The organism is Nocardia bhagyanarayanae, assembly GCF_006716565.1.
GTDB classification, from domain to species: Bacteria; Actinomycetota; Actinomycetes; order Mycobacteriales; family Mycobacteriaceae; genus Nocardia; species Nocardia bhagyanarayanae.
Window position 1 is genome coordinate 5,436,449 of record NZ_VFPG01000001.1, and the last position, 24,350, is coordinate 5,460,798.

Here is a 24,350-nt window from a genome sequence, read left to right on the forward strand (position 1 = left end):
CTCGAGCACAAGACACCGCGGCACCGGCAATCCTGACAGTATGTGATGCGGATCACTTGTCCGGGCAGTCGGTTACCACGATTCGATCAGCGGGAGATCGTGCTCCCGCCGCTGCCACTCCGCTGTGAGGCGACGGAGTCGGGCCGGGGCGGCGATGCTGTGCATGGCTGCGATCTTGTCGCCACGGATCTCCAGGATCGCGACGCCGAGGACGCGGTCGTCGAGCGTGAACAGCATGGCCGGGCAACCGTTCACCACGGCAGCATGGATCGAAGGCGAGCCACCGGCGAATCGCCGCTTTGCCGCGGACGGTTTGAAGCCCCCGCGCACCGCGTCGGCGAGCCGCTGTGGAGTCGAGTACCGGATCAGCCTCTCGGCCAGCCCGCCTGCGCCGTCGGAGATGCCGGTCGCGTCATCGGTCAGCAGCGCCACCAGCCGTTCGGTCCGGCCCGAGGCGGCCGCATCGACGAAGGCCTCGACGATGCGCCGCGCGGAGGCATGGTCGATGTCGGCGCCGTTGCGGGCAGCGGCGATTCGACGCCGGGCCCGGTGGGCGTGTTGCTGACTCCCGGACTCGGTGATGCCGAGAATCTCGGCTATCTCGGCGTGGTTGTACGCGAAGGCCTCACGCAGCACGTAAACGGCCCGTTCGACCGGCGAGAGACGCTCCATGAGGGTCAGCACCGCCAGCGTCACCGACTCGCGCTGCTCGACGGTGTCGGCCGGGCCCAGCATCGGGTCGCCGTCGAGGAGCGGTTCCGGCATCCAGGCGCCCACCGCGCGTTCGCGCCGCACCTTCGCCGAACGGAGCCGGTCGAGCGCCAGATTGGTGACGATCTTGGTCAGCCAGGCCTCTGGCACATCGACGTACTCCCGGTCGGCGGCCTGCCACCGCAGGAAAGCATCCTGCACCGTGTCCTCGGCGTCGGCGGCCGAGCCGAGCAGACGGTAGGCGAGCGAGGCCAGCCGATTCCGGCTGGCCTCGAAACGCGCCACGGTGGCAGTGTCCATGAGCACGACTCTATGCGGCGACCACGTCCGCCGAGTGCTTCCGGGTGGCGGCCAAACGGTACTTGTGACTCGGCTTTCCGAAGGTCGGGCGGCTGACCGCCCAGCCGCTGACCGCCACGATCGCCGACTTGACCCGAGCCGCCGACCGGCCGCACAGAGCCCCGGGCTTCGAGCGCGCGTCACCGTCGACCAGTTGGAAGATCCCGTCCTTGCGTCCGAGGCTGATGTGGTTGCCGACGTAGGTCAGCGCGGTCGCCTTGATCTCGCGCCCCGTCAGGTCCCCGATGATCGCGGCCGCCGCCTGCGTGCCGGTGTATCCCGCGGAAGCGCAGGACATCGGCAAGGGATGACCGTTCTCGCCGATGACGAAGACGCTGTCACCGGCAACGTAGACATCCGGATGCGAGACCGACCGCATCTGGCGGTCGACCGTGATCTGGCCGTTGGGTTCCACCGCCAGGCCGCTGGCGGCGGCGATCGGGTGGACGGCGAAACCCGCGGCCCACACGGTCGCGTCGGAGACGAAGGCGGTGCCGTCGGCGGCGATGGCCGCCGCCTCCTCGACGCGCTCGATCCTGGTGTTCTCGTGGACGGTGATACCGAACCGGTCGAAGGCGCGCAGCAGGTGGCGCCGGGCTTTCGGGCCCAGCCAGCCGCCCAGTTCGCCGCTGGTCGCGAGGCCGACCCGCAGTCCTGGACGAGCTTCGGCGATCTCGGTGGCGGCCTCGATCGCGGTCAGATTGCCGCCGACCACCAGTACCGTCCCGTCCTCGCCCAACTCGTCCAAGCGTGCGCGCAGGCGCAGCGCGGCGGGCCGCGCGGCCACGTGGAAGGCGTGCTCGTCGACGCCGGGGACGCCGTGGTCGGCAGCGGTGCTGCCGAGAGCGTAGAGCAGGGTGTCGTATTCGAGCCGGTCGATGCCCTCGTCGTCGGCGATCGTGACCGTCCGGTGCTCGACGTCGACGCCGGTCACCCGCGCCACTCGTAGCCGGATGCCGGTGCCCGCGAACACCTCCGTCAGCGGCCGGTGGCGCAGCTCGTGCCCGGCGGCGAGCTGATGCAGGCGCAGCCGCTCGACGAAATCGGGTTCGGCGTTGACGACGGTGATCTCGAAGTCGTCGGCGTGGAGTTGGCGGGCCAGATATCCGGCGGAGAAGGCTCCGGCGTATCCGGCCCCGAGGACGACGATGCGGTGCTTCATGATTCGCTCCTGTCTGGTTCGCGTGCTCCCTGAACGAGACAGCCCGCGAATTCCTGACAGCGTCGATCAGTGAAGTGGGTCACCCCCGCGGCTCACATCTGAGCGTGCTGCGAATCGAAGGTGGCGGTGCGGCCGCCGAGGAGGATTTGCGCGCCGGGTTGCAGGATCACCGGGTGGCCGGGGATGGCGCGGGTCCAGTCCTGCTGGCCGGGTTGACGGATGTGGGTGCCGTTGGCCGAGCCGCTGTCGACCACGGTCACATCCCAGTCCTTCAAACGGATCTCGGCGTGGGTGCGAGACATGCCGCCGGAAGCGTCGTCCACCCGGATCGGGCGGGCGCCGCGCCGCGCCGCCTCGGAGTGATCGGGTTCGCGGCCGAGTACGCAGTCGGAGTCGAGGACGTAGGAGGTGCCGTCGTCGAGCAGCAGCAGCCCCAGCGGTGGGCGCTCGCCGTCGGTGAGGACGCAGGTGAGCTGATCCATGCGGATGCCGCAGACGGCGCAGAACGACACCCGCGGATCGTTGTGGTGCTGACGCGCGCACTTGTAGCCCTTGACGATCACCCGCCGCTCGCCCGCACCGTGCGACACCGCCGGTTCGGATTCGCGGCCCGGCCCGGGCGCCGCACGTTCGCTGTCGATCGTGCGCGACGGAGGACGGCCGGGCGAGTGCTCCGGCCCGCTGTCACGCCGTATCGGCGAACTCGCGCGGCCGTGTCCACCGTCCACCGGTTCGGGCGCGCGTCGATCCCGTTCCGGCGTGCGGGGCCGCGGAACCGCGGTCTCGTCGTCGACCGGCGCGCTCGGCGCCAGCGTCTCCTGAAGATCGATCTCCGCGGTGGGCCGCGCGGCACCCGATCGATCACCGGTCTGCCGTCGGTCGTGTCCGACTGAGCGCGCGGCGGCCCGATGTCCTTTCACCACCGCCACTTTCGGTACGGGCTGCCCGTACCAGAGCACCGCGCCCGATCCCGGAACGGCACCGTCTGCCAACGTGCACACTCCGCGAATCCCCGGCAGTTCGAGCTGCTGATCCGCCTCGTCGACGAACAGCCCGGCACCGATCGCGGGCGCCGGGATCACCACCCGGTCGACGGTGAAACCGGCGTCGCTGCCGCGCAGCACCTCCGAGCGGTCCGCGCCCGCGAGCACCGCGCTCACCCGGCCGTGCAGGAACACCGCGAGGCCGGTGGCGGACGGTGTGAGGACGCCGAACTCGACGGCGTCCTCGTCGTCGAGACCCATCAGCCAGGTGGTGGCAAGGCGCGCGAACATGCGCCCGCTGCGCTTCTGCTCCTTGGCCGCCGCCTCGTCCACCAGTCCGCGCAGCGCGATCAGGGCAGCGCCCGCGGCGGTGTCCTCGGTCGCCGTCTCGACGGCTCGGTTCGCCACTACGAGGACCACCCCGCCGTGGCACGCCACCAGGTGCGTGCCGGGCAGCACCTCGACCCGCGGATCCGTCACCGCCGTCCTCCTTCGCGGCGCCCGCCCCGGCGCGGACGGCGCACCGCCCCGCTCACAGGAACCTGCCTCCGTTGTACCGCCAGCGGTGGAAGAACAGCCGGATCGGCCCGTTCACGAAGAGCCAGAACACCATCCAGGTGACCACGAAGTGGATCAGGAACGCCGCCGCCGAGGGCCGCAACTGTTCGGGCAGCACGATCGTGGTGGTACGCAGCAGCAGCCATATCAGCAGCCCCTCGTTCACCATCGTCAGCAATCCGAACAGCGTCGGCCAGTCCTTCTCCCATCGGAATTGCTGGAGAAAGTGGTACAGCAGCTCCCAGAGCACGCCGACCAGGATCACCGCGAGCAGCACCGACAGCGTCACCCGATAGGACTGGCCCAGCGAGAGCGAACCGGTCGGCAGCAGCGGCGTGATGAGCAACGCGACCAGCAGACCGAGCACGCCGAGCACGAAAACACGGGTCTGGATTCGCCCGTTCAGAGTGGGAGTCATCGCTCAGATCTTCTTGTCGTTGACCCACAGCCACCACTGCCGCGCCGAGCGCAGCGGGCCGAGGCGTCGGCAGAAGCCGAGCGCGGCGAGGTCGTCGGCCATTTCCAATGCGGCGTACTGCAGCCCGAGGAACGAGTCGACGCCCGCGTAGTAGCCACCGAGCGTCGCGCTGCCCGCGGCGTACATGCGTCCCATGCCGCTGCGGGTGCCGATCAACTCGAAGGTGCGGTCCACGTCGAGTCGGCCGACCGGATTGCGTCCGGCGCCGGTGTGGTCGAGCAGATCGGCCAGCAAACGATGTTCGCGGATGTCGGCTTCCAGCCCGGTGCAGTCGATGATGTAGTCGGCGTGGGTGTCGAACGGTTGGCTGGGCGGCGGAAAAGGCAACGGCGCCTGCGGATCCGGATCGATGGTAGTCACCACACCGGGCCTGCCCTCGGCGGGACGCAGGTCACGGGCGGTGCCCGCCATCACCTGGTACCAGCCCTGCGCCCGGCCGCGCTTCAGCTGCTCCTGCCAGCTCTTGCGCACCGGAGTGTTGGTGCCGCCGAGGGTCTTGTACAGCGCGGCGCGCTGCTCCCCCTCCAATCCGCGCAGCTTCGCCTTCAACTGGCCGCCCCAGGCGCCCTTGGGCCAGTTGAAGCCCTGGTAGGCCCAGCCGTCGGAGCCCTTGCGGCGCATGAACACGCTCGGTCCGTGCGGACCGGCGACATACGTGCGGAACAGATGCAGGATCTGGGTGTTGAGCCGATGGTTGTCGCGATCGTCGATCAAACGCTGCAACACCCGGCTCGCCACGATCCCCGCGCCGCGGATCATGACCGTCCCGGGTCTTCGCTGCAACGCCTGATAGACGTGTTCGTGCGGTTCGTACGCGTTCACGACGCGGGTGGGGTCGCGGAAGCGCTCGCGATAGGCCTGCAGGTCGGGCAGCAACCGAAGCCCCGGATAGCCGACGGCCACGTGCACATACGTGCTGCGGAATGCCACGCGCTTGGTCGGCGTCGCGCCGTCGGGCGGTGTCAGGATCGTGTAATAGCCGCCGCCGTGGCGCCTGCGCACCATCCGGACCTGCCCCTTGTAAAGGGAGCGCGCGTAGTCGACGCGGTGGTACTCGCGCTCCATCGCGGCGAACGCCTGACCAGCGCGCGGCGTGTAGTAATTGGTGAGAATCGGCTCGGTGAGCACGTTCCACAGCGGCGCCAGCGACTTGTCGGCAATCGCTTCGCGCACCGCGTACGACGGGAAGCCCCAGATGTTCTCGGGGGTGCTGCCGGAATCGCTGCGCAACCGCTCGCCGCGCGGAATCTGCGACACCCTGGTCAGGTATTCGTAGCCGGACCACGGCAAGTCCTGCGGACCGAGCACCGCGATCGAACGCGCGGGCACTCCGTAGATCCGGAGCGTGTCGAAGGCGGCGAACGACCCGATTCCGCTGCCGATCGTCACGAACGGTACATCGATGACCGGTATCCCGGCGTGGCCAAGCATATCGTCGGTCCATACGTCGGTGTCGACGAGGACCGGGGTGAGATCTCCCCGCATTCGCCGGATGCTACCGCCTAATTCTTATGGGGCGCTTGCGATCACCTTGTACCCACGTGACCCGCGCGCGACGACGCGCGCATCGATCTCCGCCAACCTGCCACGCCACCGACCATCGCGGACGTACCATCCCTGCGTGGCCGACTCGACTCGTTCCACCCCGCTGCGGGTGCTGGTCTACAGCAACGACGCCGATACCCGGCGCCAGGTGATGCTGGCGCTGGGCAAGAACCCGCACCCGGAACTACCCGAACTCGACTATCTCGAGGTGGCGACCGCACCGGTCGTCATCGAGCGGATGGACGAGGGCGGCATCGATCTCGCCATCCTGGACGGCGAATCGACGCCCGCCGGCGGACTCGGCATCGCCAAGCAGCTCAAGGACGAGATCGACCAGTGCCCACCGGTGCTCGTGCTCACCGGCAGGCCGGACGACGCCTGGCTGGCGACCTGGTCGCGGGCCGAAGCCGCCGTCGCGCACCCGATCGATCCGATCCGCCTCACCGAGGCCGTCGTCGCGCTGCTGCACGACCGCACCGCTGCCTGATTAATAGCGAATCGTCATTATTCGACCGCCTGGCCGCTTCGCTGATTCAATCTCTCCGCGCCAGCGACCGATGAGCAATCGTCACCAATAGCCGTCCGCCGGCATCACTGCGCAATACCGGCGCCTACGGCTTCGTGATCATCGAGCACTACTCATCTGTAGCAAAGATACTCGGCAGTAGCTTGCCGCCGTTCGCGCAGCCCGGACGACATGGCCGTACGTCACGTGACGGCCCGGGCGATTACCCCACATCAGTCATAAATCGCAGTTCCGAATTCGATCAAAGATCCGGCAGCAAAGGAGTGGCGGCCAGTCCTATCGGTTGTAGGCTGTGCCGTAGCTCACATGGGCGCGAGCACGGGTATGAGACCCGCTGTGTCTGATCTCCCTGGCGCACGCCCCACCGAGCGAGGCCATGGGGCGAGTCTGGCCAAGGCGGACAACGACGTCAGCCCGCCTCGGAAGCTGCCACCAGCCGCCGTAGAGGAGCCCCCGGGGCTCGCAGGAGGGGAAGTGCAGTCGTGAACATGGAGTTGCCGACCCTGGTGCTCGGCGCGGTCGCCGCGGCCTTCGCGGTCTTTTCCATACTCTTGGCGGCCCTGATCGGACCGAAGCGCTACAACCGGGCCAAGCTGGAGGCCTACGAGTGCGGCATCGAGCCCACTCCGCACGCCGTCGCGGGCGGGCCGGGAAACGTTACCGGACAGCGCTTTCCGGTGAAGTACTACCTCACCGCCATGCTGTTCATCATCTTCGACATCGAGATCGTGTTCCTCTACCCGTGGGCCGTTCACTTCGACGCGCTGGGTGTCTTCGGTCTCGCCGCGATGGCGCTGTTCATCTTCAACGTCTCGGTCGCCTACGCCTACGAGTGGCGCCGCGGCGGACTCAGTTGGGACTGATCGCCACCAAGGTTTCGCCCGCACAGTGGAAGTGAGAGTTAGTCGGAAATGGGTCTCGAGGAAAAACTGCCCAGCGGCTTTCTGCTGAGCACGGTGGAGGACTTCGCCGGATATCTGCGCAAGGGCTCGTTGTGGCCCGCCACCTTCGGTCTCGCCTGCTGCGCCATCGAGATGATGGCCACCGGCGCAGGACGATTCGACATCGCCCGCTTCGGCATGGAGGCGTTCCGCGCCTCGCCACGCCAGGCCGATCTCATGATCGTCGCCGGCCGGGTCAGCCAGAAGATGGCGCCGGTGCTGCGACAGGTCTACGACCAGATGACCGAGCCGAAATGGGTGCTCGCCATGGGCGTCTGCGCCTCCTCCGGCGGCATGTTCAACAACTACGCCATCGTGCAGGGCGTCGACCACGTGGTACCGGTCGACATTTACTTGCCCGGCTGCCCGCCGCGCCCGGAGATGCTGCTCAACGCGATTCTGGCACTGCACGCCAAGATTCAGGAGATGCCGCTCGGCGTCAACCGCGAGGAGGCGGTCCGCGCCGCCGAGCAGGCGGCGCTGGCGGCGACCCCGACCATTCGGATGGAGGGTCTGCTGCGATGACCTTCGACTCCCCCGAGAACACCGAAACCAGTTCGCCCCAGTCGGAGATCGACGCCGCGGCGACCGCGGGCCCCGAGGGCACGCTGCCGCCGCAGGCCGAACCCGAGCCCGCGGACGAGGATGTCATCGGCGTGCGCCGCGGCATGTTCGGCATCTCCGGCACCGGCGACACCTCCGGATACGGTCGCCTGGTCCGGCCCGTCACACTGCCCGGCAGCACACCGGCGCCCTACGGCGGCTACTTCGACGCGATCGTCGACGCGCTGCGAACGGCGTTGGCGCCCACCGGCACACCGTTCGAGAGCGCGATCGAGAAGATCGTCGTCTTCCGCGGCGAGCTGACCCTGCACGTGCGCAGGGAACACCTGCCGCTGGTCGCGCAGGCCTTGCGCGACGACGCCGCACTGCGATTCGAACTGTGCCTCGGCGTGAACGGCGTGCACTACCCGGACGACACCGGTCGCGAACTGCACGCGGTGTACCACCTGATGTCGGTCACCCACAGCCGCAGGCTGCGCGTCGAGGTGTCCGCGCCCGATGCCGACCCGCACATCCCCTCGCTGTACTCGGTGTACCCGACCACCGACTGGCACGAGCGGGAGACCTACGACTTCTTCGGCATCCTCTTCGACGGTCATCCGTCGCTGACCCGCATCGCCATGCCCGACGACTGGCGTGGCCACCCGCAGCGGAAGGACTACCCGCTCGGCGGGATCCCGGTCGAATACAAGGGCGCGCGCATCCCGCCGCCCGACGAGCGGAGGGCGTACAGCTAGTGAACGACATCGAAACCCAGCCCGGCGTCGACACCACCGACTCCGGGCGCGAACCCGCCGCGCACCGGCGGGAGCACACCGCGAACCCCTCGGAGCCGACCGTCGTCACCGTCGCCGGTCAGGACTGGGACACCGTCACCGAAACCCTCGACGGCGCGGGCGAGGAGCGCATCGTCGTCAATATGGGCCCGCAGCACCCGTCCACGCACGGCGTGCTGCGGATCATCCTGGAGATCGAGGGCGAGACCGTCACCGAGGCCCGCTGCGGCATCGGCTACCTGCACACCGGCATCGAGAAGAACCTCGAGTTCCGCAACTGGACGCAGGGCGTCACCTTCGTGACCCGGATGGACTACCTGTCGCCGTTCTTCAACGAGACGGCGTACTGCCTCGGCGTGGAGCGGCTGCTCGACGTCACCGAGCAGATTCCCGAGCGCGCCACCGTCATCCGGGTGCTGCTGATGGAGCTCAACCGCATCTCCTCGCACCTGGTCGCGCTCGCCACCGGCGGCATGGAACTCGGCGCGCTCACCCCGATGCTGTTCGGGTTCCGCGAACGCGAACTCATCCTCGACGTCTTCGAGATGATCACCGGCCTGCGGATGAACCACGCCTACATCCGTCCGGGCGGCCTGGCCCAGGACCTGCCCGACGACGGCGTCACCAAGGTCCGCGAACTGCTCGCCCTGCTGCCGAAACGACTGCGCGACATGGAGCATCTGCTCACCCAGAATCCGATCTGGAAGGCGCGCACCCAGGACATCGGCTACCTGGACCTGACCGGATGCATGGCCCTCGGCATCACCGGCCCGGTGCTGCGCGCCACCGGCCTGCCGCTGGATCTGCGCAAGGCCCAACCCTATTGCGGTTACGAGAACTACGAATTCGACGTCCCCACCACCACCGGCTGCGACTGCTACGGCCGCTACCTGATCCGGGTGGAGGAGATGAAGGAATCGCTCAAGATCGTCGAACAGTGCCTGGACCGGCTGCGGCCCGGACCGGTGATGATCGAGGACAAGAAGCTGGCCTGGCCCGCCGACCTCCAGCTCGGCCCCGACGGACTCGGCAACTCCCCCAAGCACATCGGCCGCATCATGGGCACGTCGATGGAGGGCCTCATCCACCACTTCAAGCTCGTTACCGAGGGCATCCGGGTCCCCGCCGGGCAGGTGTACGTCGCGGTCGAATCGCCGCGCGGCGAGCTGGGCGTGCACATGGTCAGCGACGGCGGCACCCGGCCCTACCGCGTGCACTATCGCGACCCTTCGTTCACGAATCTGCAAGCGGTGGCGGCGATGTGCGAGGGCGGCATGGTCGCCGACGTCATCGCCTCCGTCGCCAGCATCGACCCGGTGATGGGTGGTGTCGACCGATGACCGAGATCCTGCTCAAGCTCTCCACCCGGCCCGAGCCGTTCCCGCCCTTCGTGCGCGAGCGGCTGGAAGTCGACGCGGCGGCGATCATCGCGCGCTACCCGCACCCGCGTTCGGCGCTGCTGCCGCTGCTGCACCTGGTGCAGGCCGAGGAAGGATTCGTCTCCGGCACCGGCATCGAGTTCTGCGCCGAGCAGCTGGGCCTGACCGGCGCCGAGGTGACCGCCGTGGCCACCTTCTACTCCATGTTCCGGCGCACACCGACCGGCGACTATCACGTCGGCGTGTGCACCAACACGCTCTGCGCGGTCATGGGCGGCGACGCGATCCTGGCCGCGCTGGAAACCCATCTCGGCCTGCGCCACGGTGAGACCACGGCCGACGGGTCGATCACCCTCGAGCACATCGAATGCAACGCCGCCTGCGATTTCGCGCCGGTCGTGATGGTGAACTGGGAGTTCTTCGACAACCAGACGCCGGAATCGGCCCGAGCCCTGGTCGACGCGTTGCGCGCCGGGCAGCAGGTGACGCCGACCCGCGGCGCGCCGCTGTGCACGTTCCGGGAGACCGCGCGCATCCTCGCCGGCTTCCCCGACGAACGGCCCGGCGCGCTCGACGGCGCGGCGGGCGAACCGACCGTGGCGGGTCTGCGGGTGGCCGAGGAGCACGACATGCGGGCGCCGCGGGCGAACGGAGAGGGCATCCGATGACGACGTTGACGCCGGTGCTCACCAGGTACTGGGACGATCCGCAGTCCTGGACCATCGACACCTACCGTCGGCACGACGGTTACCAGGCGCTGCGCAAGGCCCTGCGGATGGAACCCGACCAGGTGATCCAGACGGTCAAGGACGCCGGACTGCGCGGGCGCGGCGGCGCGGGCTTCCCGACCGGCATGAAATGGAGCTTCATCCCGCAGGGCCCGGGACCCGACGGCACGGTGAAACCGCACTACCTGGTGGTCAACGCCGACGAGTCGGAACCGGGTACCTGCAAGGACATTCCGCTCATGCTGGCCACGCCGCACGCGCTGATCGAGGGCGTGATCATCGCCGCCTACGCCATCCGCGCCGCCACCGCGTTCATCTACGTGCGCGGTGAAGTGGTGCCCGTGCTGCGCAGGTTGCAGGCGGCGGTCGCGCAGGCCTACGAGGCGGGCTATCTCGGTCGCGACATCCTCGGCTCCGGCTTCGATTTGGAGCTGATCGTGCACGCGGGCGCGGGCGCCTACATCTGCGGCGAGGAGACCGCGCTGCTGGATTCCCTCGAGGGCCGCCGCGGCCAGCCCAGGCTGCGCCCGCCGTTCCCGGCCGTCGCGGGCCTCTACGCCTGCCCGACGGTGGTCAACAACGTGGAGTCCATCGCCAGCGTGCCGCCCATCATCCTCAACGGCACCGGCTGGTTCCGTTCCATGGGCAGCGAGAAGTCCCCCGGCTTCACCCTGTACTCGCTGTCCGGCCACGTGGCCAGGCCGGGACAGTACGAGGCGCCGCTCGGGATCACGCTGCGGGAGCTGCTCGGCTACGCGGGCGGCGTGCGCGCGGGCCACCGGGTGAAGTTCTGGACGCCCGGCGGGTCCTCCACGCCGCTGTTCACCGAGGAGCACCTGGACGTGCCGCTCGACTACGAGGGCGTCATGGGCGCGGGATCCATGCTGGGCACCAAGGCTTTACAGATCTTCGACGAAACCACCTGCGTGGTGCGCGCGGTGCTGCGCTGGACCGAGTTCTACGCGCACGAGTCCTGCGGCAAGTGCACCCCGTGCCGGGAGGGCACCTACTGGCTGGTCCAGCTGCTGAGGCGGGTCGAGGAGGGCCGCGGCACCGAATCGGATCTGGACAAGCTGCTCGACATCAGCGACAGCATCAACGGCAAATCGTTCTGCGCGCTGGGCGACGGCGCGGCCAGCCCGATTCTCTCCTCGCTGAAGCACTTCCGCGAGGAGTACATCGACCATCTGCGCTCGGGCGGCTGCCCGTTCGATCCCGCGCGCTCGACGGCCTGGGCCGAGGAAGAAGGGGCTCGATGACCGCGACTGTGAGTACCAATACGAGCGGGCTCGCGCCCGCGGATCTCGTCACCGTCGTCATCGACGGCACGTCCGTCAGCGTGCCCGCCGGAACCCTGGTGATCCGCGCCGCGGAACTGATCGGCATCCAGATCCCGCGCTTCTGCGACCATCCGCTGCTCGATCCCGTCGGCGCCTGCCGCCAATGCCTGGTCGAGGTGGAGGGCCAGCGCAAGCCGGTCGCGTCCTGCACCCAGACCGTGGCCGACGGCATGATCGTGCACACGCAGCTGACCTCGCAGGCCGCCGAACGCGCGCAGGAAGGGGTGATGGAGCTCCTGCTCATCAACCACCCCCTGGACTGCCCCGTCTGCGACAAGGGCGGCGAGTGCCCGCTGCAGAACCAGGCCATGTCCTCCGGCCGCCCGGAGACCCGGTTCGACGGCGTGAAACGCACCTACCCCAAACCGATTCCGCTGTCCTCGGCCGTCCTGCTGGACCGGGAACGCTGCGTGCTGTGCGCTCGCTGCACCCGGTTCTCACAGCAGGTCGCGGGCGACCCGTTCATCGAGCTGATGGACCGCGGCGCACTCGAACAGGTCGGCACCGCGCAGGCCGAACCGTTCGACTCCTATTTCTCCGGCAACACGGTGCAGATCTGCCCGGTCGGCGCGCTCACCGGTACCAGCTACCGATTCCGCGCCCGCCCCTTCGATCTGGTCTCCAGCCCCAGCGTGTGTGAGCACTGCGCCTCCGGTTGCGCGCAGCGCACCGATCACCGCCGCGGCAAGGTGCTGCGCCGGCTCGCGGGCGACGACCCGCAGGTCAACGAGGAATGGAACTGCGACAAGGGACGCTGGGCGTTCGCCTACGCCACCGAACGCGACCGCCTCACCACCCCCTTGGTGCGCGGCTGGGACGGCACCCTGCATCCGGCGTCCTGGTCCGAGGCGCTCGCCGCCGCGGCCGAAGGGTTGGCCGCCGCGCACGGCAACGCCGGTGTGCTCGTCGGCGGACGGGTGACCGAGGAAGACGCCTACGCCTACTCGAAGTTCGCGCGAATCGCCCTCGGCACCAACGACATCGACTTCCGTATCCGTCCGCATTCGGCGGAGGAAGCCGATTTCCTCGCCGCCCGTGTCGCGGGACAAGGCCGCACCGTCGACTACGACGGTCTGGAGCGGGCCCCGATCGTGCTGCTCGTCGGCTTCGAGCCCGAGGAAGAGTCCCCGATCGTCTACCTGCGGTTGCGCAAGGCCGCCCGCAAGCGCGGCCTGCCCGTCTACTCGCTGGCGCCGTACGCCTCGCGTGGCCTGGAGCGCATGTCGGGCACCCTGATTCCGGCGATGCCCGGCGCCGAGCCGCACCTGATGGAGGCGCTTCGCACGGGCGAGGTTTCGTTCGACGGCAGCCAATCCGAGGCGATGGCCGCGGCCGCGCGACTGTTGCGCAGTCCCGGCGCGGTCATCATGGTCGGTGAGCGCATGGCGGGCATCCCCGGCGCGCTGTCGGCCGCCGTCCGGCTGGCCGAGGAGACCGGCGCCGCGCTGGCGTGGGTGCCGCGGCGGGCGGGCGAGCGCGGCGCGGTCGAAGCGGGGGCGCTTCCCGGCCTGCTGCCCGGCGGACGGCCGGTGGCCGATCCGCTTGCGAGGCAACAGGTTCGCGAGATCTGGAACGTCGACGAACTGCCGGTCACGGCGGGACGCGACACCGCGGCCATCTTGGACGCCGCGCCGACCCTGGGCGCGCTGGTCGTCGGCGGCGTCGATGTCGCCGACCTGCCCGACCCGAACGCCGCGCTCACCGCCATCGACGCGGCACGCTTCGTCGTCAGCCTGGAACTGCGGCACAGCGCCGTCACCGAGCGCGCCGACGTGGTCTTCCCGGTGGCCGCGACCATGGAGAAGTCCGGCACCTTCCGCAACTGGGAGGGCAGGCCGCGCCGGTTCGACGCCGCGCTCGGCGAATCCACCGTGCGCCGCACCGCCGCACCGCTGTCCGATCAGCGGGTGCTGCAAGCCATAGCCGGCGAGATGCGGGTGCGCCTCGACCTTCCCGACACCGCGGCGGCGCGCGCCGAACTCGCCGCGCTCGGCGCCTGGGACGGGCAGCCCGTCGCCGCGCCCGCGCACCGGCCGCATCCGATCACCCAGCCCCGTGCGGGCAGCGCGGTGTTGGCGGGCTGGCGGATGCTGCTCGACCTGGGCCGCATGCAGGACGGCGAACCGAATCTGGCGGGCATCGCCCGTCCGCCGGTGGTCCGGCTCTCCCCGGCGACCGCCGCCGAGATCGGCGCGGCCGACGACGATCCGGTCACCATCACCTCCGAGCGCGGCATGCTCACGCTGCCGTTGCTGATCACCGACATGCCCGATCGGGTGGTGTGGCTGCCGCTGAATTCCCCCGGCAGCTCCGTGCCCGAACAGCTTGCCACCCAGCCGGGCGGCGTCGTGCAAGTACGCCACGCCGACGAGAGGATGAAGGAACACCGCCATGAGTGATCTCTCCCTCTTCGGCCACGATCCCCTGTGGCTCGTCATCGCCAAATCCCTGGCGATCTTCGTCTTCCTGCTGCTCACCCCGATGATCGCGGTGCTCGCGGAACGAAAGATCGTGGCGCGCATGCAGATGCGCGTCGGCCCCAACCGCGTCGGCCCCAAGGGCTCTCTGCAGAGCATCGCCGACGGCGTGAAGATGGCACTCAAAGAGGACATCGTCCCCGCCATCGTGGACAAGCCGATCTACATCCTGGCGCCGATCATCGCGGCCATTCCCGCGTTCATGGCCTTCGCGGTGATCCCGTTCGGCGGTGAGGTCTCCATCGCGGGCCACACCACCGCACTGCAGCTGACCGATATGCCGGTGGGCGTGCTCTACATCCTCGCCATCACCTCGATCGGCGTGTACGGCATCGTGCTGGCGGGCTGGGCGTCCGGCTCGACCTACCCGCTGCTCGGCGGACTGCGTTCGACGGCGCAGGTCATCTCCTACGAGATCGCGATGGCGCTGTGCTTCGCCGCGGTGTTCCTGCACGCGGGGACGATGGCGACCTCCGGCATCGTCGCCGCTCAATACGGCACCTGGTACGTCTTCCTGCTGCTGCCCTCGTTCCTGATCTACTGCGTATCGATGGTCGGTGAGACCAACCGGGCGCCGTTCGACTTGCCGGAGGCCGAGGGCGAACTGGTCGGCGGCTTCCACACCGAGTACTCCTCGCTGAAGTTCGCCATGTTCATGCTCGCCGAATACGTGAACATGGCAACGGTTTCGGCGCTGGCGACCACGCTGTTCCTCGGCGGCTGGCACGCGCCGTGGCCGATCAACATGTGGTCGGGCGCGAACACCGGCTGGTGGGGCCTGCTGTGGTTCACCGCCAAGGTGTGGACGTTCCTGTTCGTGTTCATCTGGTTGCGCGGCACGCTGCCGCGTCTGCGCTACGACCAGTTCATGAACCTGGGCTGGAAGCTGCTCATCCCGGTGTCGCTGCTGTGGGTCATGCTCGTCGCCGCGGCCCGTGTGCTGGACAACGAGGGCTTCGCCTGGGCGACCGCCGCCATGATCGTCGCGGGCGTGCTGATCACGGCGCTGATGATCGGGATGTTCCTGCGGGCCGGACGCCGACCGGGCGCCCCGCCGCTCGTCGACGAGCCCGAGGCCGACGAGCACGCGCCGAGCGGCGTCTTCCTCGGCTTCCCGACACCGCCGCTGCCCGCCGACGTCCGCCACGTCGACGCGACGAAAGGTCACCCGCTGGAACCGCTTTCTGGTTTCGCGGTCACCGCGCTCACCATGTTCAAGAAGCCGAACACCGAGTTCTACCCCGAGCACAAGGTGCCGACCGCGCCCCGCTATCACGGCCGCCACCAGCTCAACCGTCATCCCGACGGTCTGGAGAAGTGCATCGGCTGCGAGCTGTGCGCCTGGGCCTGCCCAGCCGACGCGATCTACGTGGAAGGCGCGGACAACACCGAGACCGAACGCTTCTCCCCCGGCGAACGTTACGGCCGCGTCTACCAGATCAACTACCTGCGCTGCATCGGCTGCGGCCTGTGCATCGAGGCCTGCCCTACGCGAGCGCTCACCATGACCAACGAGTACGAGCTCGCCGACGACAACCGCGCCGACCTCATCTACGAGAAGGACCGGCTGCTCGCGCCGCTGGAACCGGGCATGACCGCACCGCCGCACGAGATGTACCCCGGGACGACCGAGGGCGACTACTACCGCGGCACCCTCCCCGGCGCGGACGCCGAAACCGACGAGCAGCAGCCCGCGACAGCAGGCGCGGAAGGAGGGACGCGGTGACAATACTGATGGCCGCCGAGCCACTGACCCGCACATCCACCGGCGAGGCCGTGCAGTTCTGGATCCTGGCCCCGCTCGCCGTCCTCGGCGCGCTCGGCATGGTGTTCGCGGCCAAGGCCGTGCACTCCGCGATCTGCCTGGCCGCCACCATGATCACGCTGGCGGTGTTCTACATCGCCCAGGACGCGCTGTTCCTCGGCGTGGTGCAGATCGTGGTCTACACCGGCGCGGTGATGATGCTGTTCCTGTTCGTGCTCATGCTGGTGGGCGTCGACTCCGTGGAATCGTTGAAGGAGACCCTGCGCGGCCAGCGCTTCGCCGCCGCCGCGGTGGGGCTCGGTTTCGGCTTCCTGTTCGTCAGCGGCATCGCCGCCGGCGTCCGGAACTCCGGAATCCGCTTCCCCGCCAGCGGTTTCGCCGGTCGCGACGTGATCGGCGAACTCGCCGAGCTGATCTTCGTCCGGTACGTGTGGGCCTTCGAACTCACCGGCGCGCTGCTCATCACCGCCACCATCGGCGCGATGGTGCTCGCGCACCGCGAACACTTCGGGCCGCGGATGGACCAGCGTGAACTGTCCCGCAGGCGGTTCCGCGACGGCAAGAGCCGCGCGACTCCGCTGCCGACGCCCGGCGTCTACGCCAGGCACAACGCGGTGGACATTCCCGCCAGGCTGCCCGACGGCTCGTTCGAGGAGCTGTCGGTCAGCACCATCCTGCGGCACCGCCGCACCAGGGCGCTGACCGAGGCGGCCGTCATCTCGGTCGGCTCCGGCGACGGTGACGCGAAGACCAACGGCCACGAACCCGCCGACGAGGAAGGCACCCGGTGAACCCCGAGAACTATCTGTTCCTGTCCGCCCTGCTGTTCACGATCGGCGCGGCCGGAGTGCTGTTGCGGCGCAACGCGATCGTGGTGTTCATGTGCATCGAGCTGATGCTCAACGCGGTGAACCTGGCCTTCGTCACCTTCGCGCGGCTGCACGCGAACCTGGACGGCCAGGTGTTCGCGTTCTTCACGATGGTGGTCGCCGCCGCCGAGGTGGTCGTCGGCCTCGCCATCATCATGACCATCTTCCGCGCCCGCCGCTCGACCTCGGTCGACGACGCCAACCTGCTGAAGTTCTGACGTGGATACCGCGATCCTGACGCTGCTGCCCGCGCTGCCGCTGGCCGGGGCCGTCGTACTGCTGCTCCTCGGGCGCGCCGCCGACAAGTGGGGCCATCTGCTCGGTTGCCTCGCCGCGCTGGCCTCCTTCGGCGTGGCCGTGTGGGCGTTCGTCGTCATGCTCGGGCGCGACGGCGCCGAGCGGGCGGTGAACGCGGATTTGTTCAGCTGGGTGCCGGTGAGCGGCCTGCAAGTGGACTTCGGCCTCCAAATCGACCAGCTGTCCATGTGTTTCGCGCTGCTGATCACCGGTGTCGGCTCGCTGATCCACCTGTACTCGATCGGGTACATGAGCCACGATCCGGACCGGCGGCGGTTCTTCGCCTACCTCAACCTGTTCCTCGCGGCCATGCTGCTACTGGTGCTGGCGAACAACTACCTGGTGCTCTACCTCGGCTGGGAGGGCGTCGGTCTCGCCTCCTACCTGCTGATCGGCTTCTGGTACGGAAAGCCTTCCGCCGCGACGGCCGCCAAGAAGGCGTTCGTGGTGAACCGGGTCGGCGACATGGGCTTGGCCCTGGCCATGATGGCGATGTTCGCGACCTTCGGCTCGATCGGGTTCGGCGAGGTGTTCGCCGCCGCGCCGGGCGCGAGCGAGGGCACGCTCACCGCGATCGGCCTGCTGCTGTTGCTCGCCGCATGCGGCAAGTCCGCGCAGGTGCCGCTGCAATCCTGGCTCGGTGACGCGATGGAGGGCCCGACGCCGGTGTCGGCGCTCATCCACGCCGCCACCATGGTCACCGCCGGCGTCTACCTGATCGCGCGGTCCAACGTGATCTTCGACCTCGCGCCGAACGCCCAGCTGGCCGTGGTGCTCGTCGGCGCGGTGACGCTGCTGTTCGGCGCGATCGTCGGCTGCGCCAAGGACGACATCAAGAAGGCGCTGGCCGCGTCCACCATGAGCCAGATCGGGTACATGGTGCTCGCGGCGGGCCTCGGCCCCGCCGGCTACGCCTTCGCGATCATGCACCTGCTCACCCACGGCTTCTTCAAGGCGGGCCTGTTCCTCGGCGCGGGCTCGGTGATGCACGCGATGGACGACGAGGTCGACATGCGCCGCTACGGCGGACTGCGCAAATTCCTGCCGATCACCTACGTCACCTTCGGGCTCGGCTACCTCGCGATCATCGGGGTGCCGCCGTTCGCGGGGTTCTTCTCCAAGGACAAGATCATCGAGGTTGCCTTCAACCAGGGCGGCGCGGCCGGTTACGCACTCGGCACGGTCACTTTGCTCGGTGCGGGTCTCACCGCGTTCTACATGACGCGGGTGATGCTGATGACGTTCTTCGGCTCGCCACGTTGGAAGCCCGACACGCATCCGCACGAGGCTCCCGCGGTGATGACCGGGCCGATGATCCTGCTTGCCATCGGCTCGCTCGCGTCGGGCCTGGTGTTCGTGCTCGGCAACGCGCTGGTGAACTGGCTCGAACCGGTGGTCGGCGCGCACCACGGCGAGGAGGTCGTGCCCGCGGGCGTGGTCACCGCCCTCGCGCTGGCCGTCGTCTCGGTCGGCGTCACCGTCGCCTACAGCCAGTACGCGCAACGTGACATCCCCGAGACCGCACCGCAGGAGGTGTCGGCGCTGACCGTCGCCGCCCGCAAGGATCTCTACGGCGACGCGGTCAACGAGGGCGTGTTCATGCGTCCCGGCCAGCACCTCACCCGGTCGCTGGTGTTCGTCGACAACCGCGGCATCGACGGGATCGTCAACGGCACGGCCGCGCTGATCGGCGGGCTCTCGGCTCGCGTCCGCCGGGTCCAGTCCGGATTCGTGCGGTCCTACGCCCTGTCCATGTTCACCGGCGCGGCCCTGGTGGCCGCCGCCCTGCTGGCGGTGAGGATCTGGTGACTACCTATCCCTGGTTGACCACCCTCTGGCTGATTCCGGTCGTCGGCGCGGTCGTCGTGCTGGCGTTGCCCGCCGCGCGGCGGGTGCTGGCACGCAGTGTGGCGCTGACCTTCTCGGTCGCCGCGCTGGTGCTCGCCGTCGTACTCGCCACGCGCTTCGAGCCCGGCGGTGAGCAGTACCAGTTCATCGAATCGCACGAGTGGATCCCCGCTTTCGGCGCCGGATACACCCTCGGCTTGGACGGCATCGCGCTGGTGCTCGTGCTGCTCACGACCGCGCTGGTGCCGCTGCTGATCCTGGCGGGCTGGCACGACGACCGCGCGGCGGGCTCCGGCAAGCGGGTGGCGCACACCTACGTGGCGCTGATCCTGCTCGTCGAGGCGATGGTGCTCGTCTCCTTCCTGTCGCTGGACATCCTGCTGTTCTACGTCTTCTTCGAGGCCATGCTCATCCCGATGTACTTCCTCATCGGCGGCTTCGGGCCCAAGACGGCGGATGTGCAGCTGCGCCAGCAGCGTTCGCGGGCGGCGGTGAAGTTCCTGCTGTACAACCTGTTCGGCGGACTGATCATGCTGGCCGCGGTCATCGGTCTCTACGTGCTGACCGCACGCGAGGGCATCGGCGCGGACGGTGCGGGCACCTTCGACTTCCGCACCGTGGTCGCCGCCGCCAATGCCGGCGAGCTCGGCGCGGGTCCGGCGGTGCTCAACGCCCTGTTCCTCGGGTTCATGTTCGCCTTCGCCGTGAAGGCGCCGCTGTGGCCGCTGCACACCTGGCTGCCCGACGCGGCGGTCGCCGCGACACCGTCCAGTGCCGTGCTGATGATGGCGGTGGTCGACAAGGTGGGCACCTTCGGCATGCTGCGCTACTGCCTGCTGCTGTTCCCCGACGCCTCGGGAACCTATGCGCCGCTGGTGATCACGCTCGCGGTGGTCGGCATCGTCTACGGTGCGCTGCTGGCGATCGGCCAGACCGACGTGATGCGGCTCATCGCCTACACCTCGATCTCGCACTTCGGCTTCATCATCCTCGGCATCTTCGCCATGACCAGTCAGGCGCAGACGGGCGCGACGCTTTACATGATCAACCACGGCGTCTCCACCGCCGCGCTGTTCCTGATCGCCGGGTTCCTCGTCTCGCGGCGCGGCACCCGGGTCATCGCCGAGTACGGCGGGGTGCAGAAGGTGGCGCCGGTGCTGGCCGAGACGTTCCTCATCGCGGGTCTGGCCACGCTGTCGCTGCCCGGCCTCGCGCCGTTCGTCAGCGAATTCCTCGTATTGGTCGGCACTTTCAGCCGCTACCAGGTGGCCGCGATCATCGCGACCGCCGCGCTGGTGCTCGCCGCGATCTACGTGCTGTGGATGTACCAGCGGATGATGACGGGTCCGGTGCAGAAGGGCAACGAGAACCTCCACGATCTGGTACCCCGAGAAATGCTCGTCGTCGCACCGCTGATCGCGGCGCTGCTGTTCCTCGGCCTCTATCCGAAACCGGTGCTGGACTTCATCGATCCCGCCGTCGGCCAGACACTGACCACCATCGGCCGCCACGATCCCGCGCCGACGGTTCCGGCGCCCGCAGCGGGCGCGGCGAACCTCCAGGAAGGAGGGCACAAGTGAGCACCCACTCGATCCCGCTCGCCGCGTCCGTGCCCGCGCCCAGCATCGAATACGGCGCGCTCGCACCGATGCTCATCGTGTTCGGCGTCGCGGTGGCCGCGGTGCTGGTGGAGGCGTTCGTCGCGCGGCGGTACCGCTACGGCACCCAGGTGTGGCTCAGCCTGATCGGTCTCGCGGCGGCGTTGGCGGCCGTCGTCCGGTTGGCGGGCACCGAGTCGACCGCGGTGGCCGGTGCCGTTGCGATCGACGGGGTGACTCTGTTCTTGCAGGGCACCATCCTGGTGGTCTCGATCCTCGGCGTGCTGTTCATCGCCGAACGCGGCGCGCAACCGCGCGCGCAGGCGCGATCCGGTCCGGGGACCTGGAGCCTGGCCGCGGCGACCGTCGGTCGCGGCGCGGACGCGTTCACCCCGCAGGCGTCGGCGGTCCCTGGCAGCGCGGACGAGCAGGCCGCGGTCCGCGCGGGCATCGCGACGACCGAGGTCTTCCCACTCACCCTTTTCGCGGTCGGCGGGCTGTTGCTCTTCCCCGCGTCGAACGATCTGCTGACGATGTTCGTCGCGCTGGAAGTGCTGTCGCTGCCGCTGTATCTACTGTGCGGGCTGGCGCGGCGCAAGCGACTGCTCTCCCAGGAGGCGGCGCTGAAATACTTCCTGCTGGGGGCTTTTTCGTCGGCGTTCTTCCTGTACGGCGTCGCGCTGCTGTACGGGCAGGCGGGCACGGTGCGGCTGGCCGGCATCGCCGACGCGATCGCCGCGCACCCGTCCGATGCGATGCTGGCGCTGCTCGGTGTGGCGATGCTGGCGGTCGGGCTGCTGTTCAAGATCGGCGCGGTGCCGTTCCAATCCTGGGTCCCCGACGTGTATCAGGGCGCGCCGACCCCGATCACCGCGTTCATGGCGGCCGCCACCAAGATCGCCGCGGTCGGTGCCCTGTTGCGCATCCTGCAGGTCGCCGTGCCCGGCTTGCGGGACGACTGGCGGCCGGTGCTCGCCGCAGTCGCGATCGCGACGATGGTGGTCGGCGCAGTGCTCGCGGTGACCCAGACCGATGTGAAGCGCATGCTGGCATATTCGTCGGTGGCGCACGCGGGCTTCATCATCACCGGTTTGGTCGCCGCCAACGACGCGGGTGTCGCGGCGGTGCTGTTCTATCTGGTCGCCTACGGGCTCGGCACGCTCGGCGCGTTCGCGGTGGTGAGCCTGGTCCGCGAGCCCAGCGGTGACGAGGCGACCGCGCTGGCGCAGTGGGCCGGGCTCGGCCGCCGCTCCCCTTGGCTGGCCGCGGTTTTCGCGCTGCTGCTGCTCTCCTTCGCCGGTCTGCCGCTCACCAGCGGGTTCGTCAGCAAGTTCGCCGTGTTCGAGGCGGCCGCTTCCGGTGATGCCGTGACGCTCGTCATCGTCGGCGTCATCTCGAGCGCCGTCGCGGCGTTCTTCTACATCCGCGTGATCGTGTTGATGTTCTTCACCGATCCCCCGACGGATGCCCCGGTGGTGGTCACGCCCGCGCTCACGCAGGCACTCGTCCTGCTGACCGCCGTGGCGACCCTGGTGCTCGGTGTGTTCCCCCAGCCGCTGCTGGATCTGGCCGAGCGAGCGTCGACCTTCGTGCGCTAGGTTGTCGAGCACAGGCGGTGGCCCCGACCGGAAACTCGGTCGGGGCCACCGCTTTCGCGCTACTTGTCGAGTTTCGCCCGGAACGGGCCGCCGACGCTGTTGAACAGCAGGTCGCCGTTCGGGAATGCCTCGATGATCGCGTACGCGCCGTTGCCGTAGTTCGACTGCCCGAAGATGGTGCGGTGCACGGTCTCTCCGTTCTTCCAGTCCAGACCGGTGACCTCCCAGCCGTCGGCCTTGCTGTAGCCGTTGACGAACACGACCCCGGCCTCGGTCGACACCGCGGGCACCATCGAGGTGGACACCACGTCACCGCGCTCCCACGCCGAGGTCCACTTGTCCGCGGCCGGATCCCATTCGAAGCGCTGCATGCCGTGCGGCGGTTCGTCGACCGGACCGTTGGCCAGCACGTCGACCAACCGATCCGGGTTGCCGCCCGCGCCGATGTTCTGCACGACGAACGCACCGTACTCGTGCACGACCACGGACTGCTCGCTCTGGATGAACTCCGGCTTCGGGTCCGGCAGGCCGGCGGTCACCTCGATCTGGTCGGCGATGCGGTTGGACTTGGTCCCTGTCTTGGGCTGGAAGCCCTGGGGGATCTCGTTGCGCCAGAACGCGACCAGCTTCATGTGGTCGGCGCCGTCGGTGATCACCACGAGTTCGTCGGAGCCCTCGCCGAAGCCCATGAGAGTGGGCGTCGATCCGGTGCCGATGCCGAGCTTGACCGCGGGTGGCTGGCGGCCGAAGTCGTAGGGCGCGGACCAGGCGCCGTCGGCTTCCTCGGTGGACAGCTTGGAGCCGGTCCACACGACCTTGCGCATGATCTTGTCGGAGGCGACGTAGATGCCGCCCTTCTCGTCGACGGCGATCGAATTGGAGATGGTCTCGTCGTCGCCGAAGCGGATCTGCTGCGGTTGTCCCGACAGTTCGCGGTCGACGGCGATGAGACCGCGCGAGGAGACGACGATGAGGTGACCGTCGTAGGTCATGTTCACGCCGACGATGCTCTCGGGGATGCCGAGCGAGGTGCCGCCCGCGCCGAGCAGCGGTTCGAAGTCGAAGCTCTTGACGATCTGGATGCCCTCTTCGGGCTTGTCGTTGTTCTTCAAGCCGAAGACGACGAGTTCGGAGTTCTGGGTGGTGTAGTAGACGCGATTGTCCTTGTCCACCAAGCCGTACACGCCGTTGGCGATGCGCTGCCAGGTCGCCCCGCCCCAGTCGTCGCGGATGGCGTTCTGGATCTGGGCGGTGTCGGTGAACGTCTGGCCGAGCACCTCGTCCAGCGCGTGCGGCGGGATGGGTTGCACGCCGGGGGCGTCCATCGACGCGACCTCACGGAACCCGCGGTCCGAGACATCCACGTACCGCACGCCGGAGCTCGACGAGATCCACATGTACTTCTCCGACGGCGAGGCCAGCGTGATGATGTTGACCGGGCCGGTGGCCACACGCGGCATCTGTTGCGGGTCGACCCGGAACGTGCCGCGCGGCACCGGATCGGCGAAGCTGTCGGACTGGCCGGGGTCGAGGTGGGTGACGGCGTATTTCTCGGCGGCCAGGTACGGGTTCTTCGCCGGACCGTGCCCCGTGCTGCTCACAGCCGGGCTGGGATCGGACGAGTTCGACCTATCGTCGCCGCAGCCGGGTACCGCGCAGGCGAGTGCCGCGGCCAGGACCGCGATACCGAGGGAAGATCGATACTTGCGCACAGCAGTGCTCCTGTTCTCGCGACGGGTACTGCGTTCGATTTGGGGCTGACGAACGGAGCCGTCGAGCGGAACAGCGCCGACGGCGATCAGCGGAACCACACGAACTGAGACAAGACGCTTCGGCTTCGCGACGCTAACACGACGCGCGCCGCCACA

At 68.8% G+C, this 24,350-nt stretch carries 20 protein-coding genes and 1 pseudogene; 15 read left to right on the forward strand and 6 right to left on the reverse strand.

Annotated elements, in window-relative coordinates:
* Nucleotides 1–72: 72 nt before the first annotated feature.
* The 5 genes from FB390_RS23795 to FB390_RS23815 form a co-directional block, all read right to left on the reverse strand.
* Nucleotides 73–1,011, reverse strand: coding sequence for a sigma-70 family RNA polymerase sigma factor (locus FB390_RS23795; protein WP_141810947.1), 939 nt, complete (start codon nucleotides 1,009–1,011; stop codon nucleotides 73–75).
* Between the two features lie 10 nt (nucleotides 1,012–1,021).
* Nucleotides 1,022–2,212, reverse strand: a complete 1,191-nt coding sequence (locus FB390_RS23800) for an NAD(P)/FAD-dependent oxidoreductase (protein ID WP_141810948.1) — start codon at nucleotides 2,210–2,212, stop codon at nucleotides 1,022–1,024.
* A gap of 92 nt (nucleotides 2,213–2,304) precedes the next feature.
* Nucleotides 2,305–3,675, reverse strand: coding sequence for an FHA domain-containing protein (locus FB390_RS23805; protein WP_141810949.1), 1,371 nt, complete (start codon nucleotides 3,673–3,675; stop codon nucleotides 2,305–2,307).
* A gap of 52 nt (nucleotides 3,676–3,727) precedes the next feature.
* On the reverse strand, nucleotides 3,728–4,171 hold the full coding sequence (locus FB390_RS23810) for a hypothetical protein (RefSeq protein WP_141810950.1): 444 nt from the start codon (nucleotides 4,169–4,171) through the stop codon (nucleotides 3,728–3,730).
* Nucleotides 4,172–4,174: 3 nt separating this feature from the next.
* A complete protein-coding gene (locus FB390_RS23815) occupies nucleotides 4,175–5,716 on the reverse strand; it encodes a hypothetical protein (RefSeq protein WP_141810951.1) in 1,542 nt (513 codons plus the stop codon).
* Between the two features lie 136 nt (nucleotides 5,717–5,852).
* On the opposite strand from FB390_RS23815, the gene FB390_RS23820 reads away from it, so the two are divergent.
* From FB390_RS23820 to nuoN, 15 genes and pseudogenes are all read left to right on the forward strand, one after another.
* Nucleotides 5,853–6,263 (forward strand): Rv3143 family two-component system response regulator, encoded by a 411-nt coding sequence (locus FB390_RS23820; RefSeq protein ID WP_141810952.1) that lies wholly within the window; start codon nucleotides 5,853–5,855, stop codon nucleotides 6,261–6,263.
* 527 nt (nucleotides 6,264–6,790) lie between these two features.
* Nucleotides 6,791–7,165 (forward strand): NADH-quinone oxidoreductase subunit A, encoded by a 375-nt coding sequence (locus tag FB390_RS23825; protein ID WP_373864890.1) that lies wholly within the window; start codon nucleotides 6,791–6,793, stop codon nucleotides 7,163–7,165.
* Nucleotides 7,166–7,213: 48 nt separating this feature from the next.
* Nucleotides 7,214–7,768 (forward strand): NuoB/complex I 20 kDa subunit family protein, encoded by a 555-nt coding sequence (locus FB390_RS23830; RefSeq protein WP_141810953.1) that lies wholly within the window; start codon nucleotides 7,214–7,216, stop codon nucleotides 7,766–7,768.
* Nucleotides 7,765–8,544, forward strand: a complete 780-nt coding sequence (locus tag FB390_RS23835) for an NADH-quinone oxidoreductase subunit C (protein WP_185757151.1) — start codon at nucleotides 7,765–7,767, stop codon at nucleotides 8,542–8,544. Before FB390_RS23830 ends, FB390_RS23835 begins: the two co-directional genes overlap by 4 nt.
* Nucleotides 8,544–9,923: an NADH-quinone oxidoreductase subunit D gene (locus FB390_RS23840; protein ID WP_141810954.1), complete on the forward strand. Its 1,380-nt coding sequence runs from the start codon at nucleotides 8,544–8,546 to the stop codon at nucleotides 9,921–9,923. The genes FB390_RS23835 and FB390_RS23840 overlap by 1 nt, the downstream gene beginning before the upstream one ends.
* On the forward strand, nucleotides 9,920–10,630 hold the full coding sequence (nuoE, locus tag FB390_RS23845) for an NADH-quinone oxidoreductase subunit NuoE (protein ID WP_141810955.1): 711 nt from the start codon (nucleotides 9,920–9,922) through the stop codon (nucleotides 10,628–10,630). Before FB390_RS23840 ends, nuoE begins: the two co-directional genes overlap by 4 nt.
* Nucleotides 10,627–11,949, forward strand: coding sequence for an NADH-quinone oxidoreductase subunit NuoF (nuoF, locus tag FB390_RS23850; RefSeq protein WP_141810956.1), 1,323 nt, complete (start codon nucleotides 10,627–10,629; stop codon nucleotides 11,947–11,949). Before nuoE ends, nuoF begins: the two co-directional genes overlap by 4 nt.
* Complete coding sequence (locus FB390_RS23855) at nucleotides 11,946–14,429, forward strand: NADH-quinone oxidoreductase subunit G (RefSeq protein ID WP_141810957.1); 2,484 nt, start codon at nucleotides 11,946–11,948, stop codon at nucleotides 14,427–14,429. The genes nuoF and FB390_RS23855 overlap by 4 nt, the downstream gene beginning before the upstream one ends.
* A pseudogene (gene nuoH / locus FB390_RS23860) lies at nucleotides 14,422–15,642 on the forward strand (NADH-quinone oxidoreductase subunit NuoH); the annotation flags it as partial. The gene FB390_RS23855 and the pseudogene nuoH, both read left to right, overlap by 8 nt.
* A gap of 36 nt (nucleotides 15,643–15,678) precedes the next feature.
* A complete protein-coding gene (gene nuoI, locus FB390_RS34405) occupies nucleotides 15,679–16,233 on the forward strand; it encodes an NADH-quinone oxidoreductase subunit NuoI (protein WP_281292422.1) in 555 nt (184 codons plus the stop codon).
* An 8-nt stretch (nucleotides 16,234–16,241) separates the two neighbouring features.
* Nucleotides 16,242–17,063 carry an NADH-quinone oxidoreductase subunit J gene (locus FB390_RS23865; RefSeq protein ID WP_141811988.1) on the forward strand — a complete coding sequence of 274 codons (822 nt, stop codon included), beginning with the start codon at nucleotides 16,242–16,244 and terminating at the stop codon, nucleotides 17,061–17,063.
* Nucleotides 17,060–17,359 (forward strand): NADH-quinone oxidoreductase subunit NuoK, encoded by a 300-nt coding sequence (gene nuoK / locus FB390_RS23870; protein WP_029892786.1) that lies wholly within the window; start codon nucleotides 17,060–17,062, stop codon nucleotides 17,357–17,359. Before FB390_RS23865 ends, nuoK begins: the two co-directional genes overlap by 4 nt.
* A gap of 1 nt (nucleotide 17,360) precedes the next feature.
* Nucleotides 17,361–19,247 (forward strand): NADH-quinone oxidoreductase subunit L, encoded by a 1,887-nt coding sequence (gene nuoL / locus FB390_RS23875; protein WP_141810959.1) that lies wholly within the window; start codon nucleotides 17,361–17,363, stop codon nucleotides 19,245–19,247.
* Nucleotides 19,244–20,866: an NADH-quinone oxidoreductase subunit M gene (locus FB390_RS23880; RefSeq protein ID WP_185757152.1), complete on the forward strand. Its 1,623-nt coding sequence runs from the start codon at nucleotides 19,244–19,246 to the stop codon at nucleotides 20,864–20,866. The genes nuoL and FB390_RS23880 overlap by 4 nt, the downstream gene beginning before the upstream one ends.
* Nucleotides 20,863–22,482 (forward strand): NADH-quinone oxidoreductase subunit NuoN, encoded by a 1,620-nt coding sequence (gene nuoN, locus FB390_RS23885; RefSeq protein WP_141810961.1) that lies wholly within the window; start codon nucleotides 20,863–20,865, stop codon nucleotides 22,480–22,482. The genes FB390_RS23880 and nuoN overlap by 4 nt, the downstream gene beginning before the upstream one ends.
* Before the next feature lie 59 nt (nucleotides 22,483–22,541).
* Here the strand turns inward: nuoN and FB390_RS23890 are convergent, their stop codons facing one another.
* Nucleotides 22,542–24,194: a hypothetical protein gene (locus FB390_RS23890; RefSeq protein ID WP_221639354.1), complete on the reverse strand. Its 1,653-nt coding sequence runs from the start codon at nucleotides 24,192–24,194 to the stop codon at nucleotides 22,542–22,544.
* Nucleotides 24,195–24,350 lie beyond the last annotated feature (156 nt).

Coding starts and splice junctions, on each gene's coding strand:
- nuoE (WP_141810955.1), top strand. CDS start 9,920: ATGACCGAGATCCTGCTCAAGCTCTCCACCCGGCCCGAGCCGTTCCCG.
- FB390_RS23865 (WP_141811988.1), top strand. CDS start 16,242: ATGGCCGCCGAGCCACTGACCCGCACATCCACCGGCGAGGCCGTGCAG.
- FB390_RS23795 (WP_141810947.1), bottom strand. CDS start 1,011: ATGGACACTGCCACCGTGGCGCGTTTCGAGGCCAGCCGGAATCGGCTG.
- FB390_RS23830 (WP_141810953.1), top strand. CDS start 7,214: ATGGGTCTCGAGGAAAAACTGCCCAGCGGCTTTCTGCTGAGCACGGTG.
- FB390_RS23855 (WP_141810957.1), top strand. CDS start 11,946: ATGACCGCGACTGTGAGTACCAATACGAGCGGGCTCGCGCCCGCGGAT.
- FB390_RS23800 (WP_141810948.1), bottom strand. CDS start 2,212: ATGAAGCACCGCATCGTCGTCCTCGGGGCCGGATACGCCGGAGCCTTC.
- FB390_RS23825 (WP_373864890.1), top strand. CDS start 6,791: ATGGAGTTGCCGACCCTGGTGCTCGGCGCGGTCGCCGCGGCCTTCGCG.
- nuoF (WP_141810956.1), top strand. CDS start 10,627: ATGACGACGTTGACGCCGGTGCTCACCAGGTACTGGGACGATCCGCAG.
- FB390_RS23815 (WP_141810951.1), bottom strand. CDS start 5,716: ATGCGGGGAGATCTCACCCCGGTCCTCGTCGACACCGACGTATGGACC.
- FB390_RS23810 (WP_141810950.1), bottom strand. CDS start 4,171: ATGACTCCCACTCTGAACGGGCGAATCCAGACCCGTGTTTTCGTGCTC.
- FB390_RS23835 (WP_185757151.1), top strand. CDS start 7,765: ATGACCTTCGACTCCCCCGAGAACACCGAAACCAGTTCGCCCCAGTCG.